The organism is Pseudorhizobium halotolerans (assembly GCF_902153235.2).
In the GTDB taxonomy this organism is placed as follows: Bacteria; Pseudomonadota; Alphaproteobacteria; order Rhizobiales; family Rhizobiaceae; genus Neorhizobium; species Neorhizobium flavum.
In genome coordinates, this window is the sequence record NZ_CABFWE030000011.1 from 660,100 (window position 1) to 664,132 (window position 4,033).

The 4,033-nt window shown below is 52.9% G+C and carries 4 protein-coding genes and 1 pseudogene; 1 reads left to right on the forward strand and 4 read right to left on the reverse strand.

Features of this window, described 5'->3' with window-relative positions; all coding sequences use genetic code 11:
- Positions 1–419: 419 nt before the first annotated feature.
- A complete protein-coding gene (locus tag FN060_RS18445; RefSeq protein ID WP_142589432.1) occupies positions 420–893 on the reverse strand; it encodes an MgtC/SapB family protein in 474 nt (157 codons plus the stop codon).
- A 556-nt stretch (positions 894–1,449) separates the two neighbouring features.
- Here FN060_RS18445 and FN060_RS18450 point away from each other — a divergent pair.
- Positions 1,450–2,361 carry a hydrogen peroxide-inducible genes activator gene (locus FN060_RS18450; protein WP_142589434.1) on the forward strand — a complete coding sequence of 304 codons (912 nt, stop codon included), beginning with the start codon at positions 1,450–1,452 and terminating at the stop codon, positions 2,359–2,361.
- Positions 2,362–2,496: 135 nt separating this feature from the next.
- Here FN060_RS18450 and FN060_RS18455 read toward each other — a convergent pair whose 3' ends face one another.
- From FN060_RS18455 to FN060_RS18465, 3 genes and pseudogenes are all read right to left on the reverse strand, one after another.
- Positions 2,497–2,718, reverse strand: coding sequence for a DUF465 domain-containing protein (locus tag FN060_RS18455; protein WP_183950139.1), 222 nt, complete (start codon positions 2,716–2,718; stop codon positions 2,497–2,499).
- A 217-nt stretch (positions 2,719–2,935) separates the two neighbouring features.
- A pseudogene (locus tag FN060_RS23190) lies at positions 2,936–3,515 on the reverse strand (hybrid sensor histidine kinase/response regulator); the annotation flags it as partial.
- A gap of 221 nt (positions 3,516–3,736) precedes the next feature.
- The coding region (locus FN060_RS18465; protein WP_211181475.1) for a hypothetical protein at positions 3,737–4,033 on the reverse strand (297 nt) is incomplete at its 5' end.

The window sequence follows — 4,033 nt, forward strand, 5'->3', positions numbered from 1 at the left end:
CGTATCATGGGGAATAGCGCTTCAGAAGTGTCGTCAGGGACAACTTGGGTGGGCGTCTGAGCGCCTGCTCAAACCAGTATATGCCCCGCACATGTTCGACTGCTTAGGTCAAGCTGCTCCAGCCGCAAGCTTAGGAGATCGTAAGGTTCGACGCCTCGTGAGACGCAGAATGACCATCCCAAACACGGAAGTCGACAGCGATTGACACTTGCACGAGCTGAAGCGGCCAGGATGGTGGAATACCGGCTGCAAAAGTACATCATCTATTCATCCGTTCGGATCCGGAAAAGCCAATGCAAATTACGCCGAATACAACCATCGGTCTTCATACTCCAATAGAGCTGGCAAATTGTTACCTGCATCCAGACTACCGGTGGGCTTGCAACTTAACCGGTACGCTCTAACGAGAAATGAAGCTGTTATTCTCCAGCCTGCCCCTCAGAAGCTTCATCCTTTTTCGGCTTTATCAGCCGCAGAGTGGTAAACGTCATCACCGAGAGAACCACAGCTGTATCATATGAGCCTAGTCCGACCGCCGTTCCGACCGCGCCAGTCGCCCATAGACTGGCAGCGGTCGCGGTTCCACGCACGCTGTTCTTCACGACCAAGATAGCGCCGCCGCCGATGAACCCCATGCCGGTGATTAGACCTTCAACGATTCGAGCGGTTGCTTCTGCGCTGCCCGCTGTAAAATGCTCGGTCGCTTGAATGAAGCCACAGCTGGCTATCGCAACCAAAGGAAACGTGCGCAATCCCGCACTTCTTTCATTTTGCTCACGGTCCCAGCCGATTGGCAGTGCCAGAGCGTAAGCGGCGAGTAACGCGCCCAGATGAGGCAGAAAATCTAAATGCACTAACACAAACTGAAAAAAATCTGATAAGGATACTGGCATGCTGGAATTTCCTCAGGCGACGATCTTTAAGATCTAGCGAGTTGCCGCGAAATATTTCTGTCAGCGACGATCTTTAAACCCGAGGTATGTATAGGTAAAGGATATTAATAGCGAATCTACTGAACTAGGCCGTGTTGTCGACATGATTTTCTGACCTTATTACGAGAGGAATTCGAAGTCTGGGCAAATTAGTGTGATGTCGCGAGTATATCTCGTTGGGTAGGGGTCACGTCCAGGAACCGATGGAGATTGCCTAACGTCGCGCGAGCTTCGTATCGGTTGCCGCTGGTCCACTTGTCGACTGGAGCTTTTCGATGAAACGAATGTGTTTTTGAACAGTCTGTTTTGTCTTTAACAATCTCAAAAGTCGATGGTGCGAAGGCCGTGGTCTGCTTCGCTCTTCGTCCAATCGATTGGCAATTCTGGCTTTGATCTTGCGCCAGACGACTAGAAACTGATCCATTACAATTCTCCTTCGACGAGACGACATATGATAATGGAATGCAATAGTTCAAATTGATTGTTGCAATTGATGAGATAGGTATTATCAATAGACATGCCCTATCGCCCGACCCTTCGCCAACTTGAATACATCGTTGCCCTCGATGACCTTAAACATTTTGGACGAGCTGCTAAACGATGCCATGTGTCCCAACCCACACTATCGGTGCAGGTTAGCCTAGTGGAAAAATCCCTTGGCGTGACGCTGTTTGAAAGAACACCAACTAGCGTATCAACGACACCCATTGGCGATGAATTCGCTCGTGGTGCAAGGCTAGCGCTTTCCACGGTCGATGACATGGTTGAAGGCGTCGTGAAGGACCTGAAAACCCTGGGTGGGCTCATCCGCCTGGGTACGGCGCCAACTTTTGGCCCTTACTTTCTTCCTCGCTTTCTCCCGGCCGTTCACCGGAAGTACGCCACTCTCAAAATTTACATAAGGGAAGACCGGCCGTCAGACATCGAGATGGCGGTACTAGAGGGTAGTCTTGATTGCGGGTTAGGTCCGCAACCGGAGCGATCGAATCTGATGTTCAGACGCATCGGTACCGAAAAACTTTATCTCGGCGTACCGTCTGATCACGCTTTGGCTCAGAACGACACAGTTACAACGAGGGAGCTTAAGGGCGTCAAGCTCTTGGCACTCGGAAGCGGGCATCGTCTTCTCGAAAACGTTCGTCATCTTGCTGAGGTTGCTCGGGCAGAGGTTATCGACGATTACGAAGGTACGAGCCTCGATTCCATCCGCCAGATGATTTCCATAGGAATGGGATGTTCGCTTTTTCCCGAGCTTTACGCCAGAGGTGAATTCCGCAAGGATGATGATGTCAAGCTTTTAACGATCACCGACTGGTCGGAACGGCGCGACGTCGGGTTTTACTGGCGAGAAAATAGTGGACGTCAGGCCCATTACGGAAAGCTCGCGGCAGAGTCGGATCGAGCCTCCGAAGAATTAGGTATCGCGTAGCGGTTAGATATCTTGTGGCAGTGCAGGCATGTGCATTTCCTTATCCGCACATGCCGCTTCGTCGGTCCGCTGAGATCGCCTGGCGGAAATGACCTCGCCTCCCAGGCGAGCCGTTTGCACCCACCCAGATCTCTGTCAGCTCAATATGACTCGGCGCTTTCTGATCACGGGGATCAAAACTGGCATGTTCTGCCTGTTGTGACGCTCAATGTACTCGATCTGCTCACGGAAACGTAGCCTAAGCTTCTTGAGGGCGCGTAATCGAAGGCTTTCCGGCGCTGGTCGATTTTGTTCGACGTCGATCTGCGTCTGCACATGAGCCTTGCGATTGCGTAGGGCCGTTAAAAACTTTTCCATCTTCATCTCCTTTTGTTCGGCAAAAGAAATATGGAAGATGAATGACAATAGCTCTAATTCATTGTTTCTATGCTACCGATAGTTTTCCTTTATGACCTAATTCCAGGGGTAGATGGAATGAAGAGTGCTCGACCGGGCTGCCAGCCGAGGCGACCGTGAATGAGACCGACAAATCTATCGACAGAGATGCTGGCCTGCGGACACCTAGTCGTGCTGGCCGCGCATATTGGTCATCCAGGGATGTGTTTCCTACATCGATCGTCAGCTTTCCATGACCGTCCATTGCATCTCAGGCATTGGAAGCCAGGATGAGGGTTGCATTTTCGACCTGAACCGGATCGACCGATGCATTCCAGAGGCCACCGCTGCGGATGGTTGCGATTTCGACCCCCTCCCCCAGCGTTCGGCACAGCATCCTTCTCGATTTCTGCAACAAAGCGGTCGATATTGACGACCTTTGGTTCCAGCGGATGATTGCGCCCGAACTAGAGAAGCTGGCTTGCGAATTTCGCCCCTCGTGCGACACCTGCCAGGGCATTGGTGACGCGTCGGGTCGCCGCTTCATTACCGGCTACGTCCTTGGAAAGAAGCTGCAGGTTCGCTGCCACGACCTCCAGCAGGTTGTTGAAGTCATGGGCGACGCCGCCGGTAAGTCGGCCGGTCGCCTCCATCTTCTGAGCCTGTCGTAGCGCCTGTTCCGCCAAAGAACGCTTTTCAACTTCGTCGGCGACGCGATCCTCGAGATGGGCGTTGGTCCCCAACTCCTGTTCCCCAGACCTCCGCTGCTCGATCTCCCTCAGCGCCGTCTTGAACAGGCGGACGTTGTCGAAGGCAACCGAGGCTTGCCCTGCAATCCCACTGAGCAGGCTCTCATGCTCGATGTTATTTTAAACCGCTCGGGTCAGAATGCCCAAAGAACAGCCCGCCGAAGACCTCGCCGTTTGAAAACGTGGCCGGGACAGCTAGATGAAAGGTATTGAACCGGCGACCACAAGATTGGCTCGCCTCCTCGGTTGCATCATACGGTTGCATGAGAAAAGACATAGCTGCGCCAAAAATATTCCGGGCGCCCTAGCGCGTCACTTCTTTCGGCGTAATCAATACAAGCCAACTCGGCGGCAATTGCAGCTTCTAGGATGCTCGCCTCACGATGCGCATGAAAAATCCCTATCGGCTCACCCGGCATAGGGTCTCGAATGTCAACGGCCAGACGGCCGTGCTCCGCGAGTAGACGCGCTGTTGATTTCCACTGAGAGCTGACCCGGGGCAGCCTGATATTTCCATTGAGAATTGACCCATGTTTCAACCGTCCCTC

Excerpts from the sequence above, each read along its gene's own strand:
- FN060_RS18445 (WP_142589432.1), bottom strand. The coding sequence starts at position 893 with ATGCCAGTATCCTTATCAGATTTTTTTCAGTTTGTGTTAGTGCATTTA.
- FN060_RS18450 (WP_142589434.1), top strand. The coding sequence starts at position 1,450 with ATGCCCTATCGCCCGACCCTTCGCCAACTTGAATACATCGTTGCCCTC.
- FN060_RS18455 (WP_183950139.1), bottom strand. The coding sequence starts at position 2,718 with ATGGAAAAGTTTTTAACGGCCCTACGCAATCGCAAGGCTCATGTGCAG.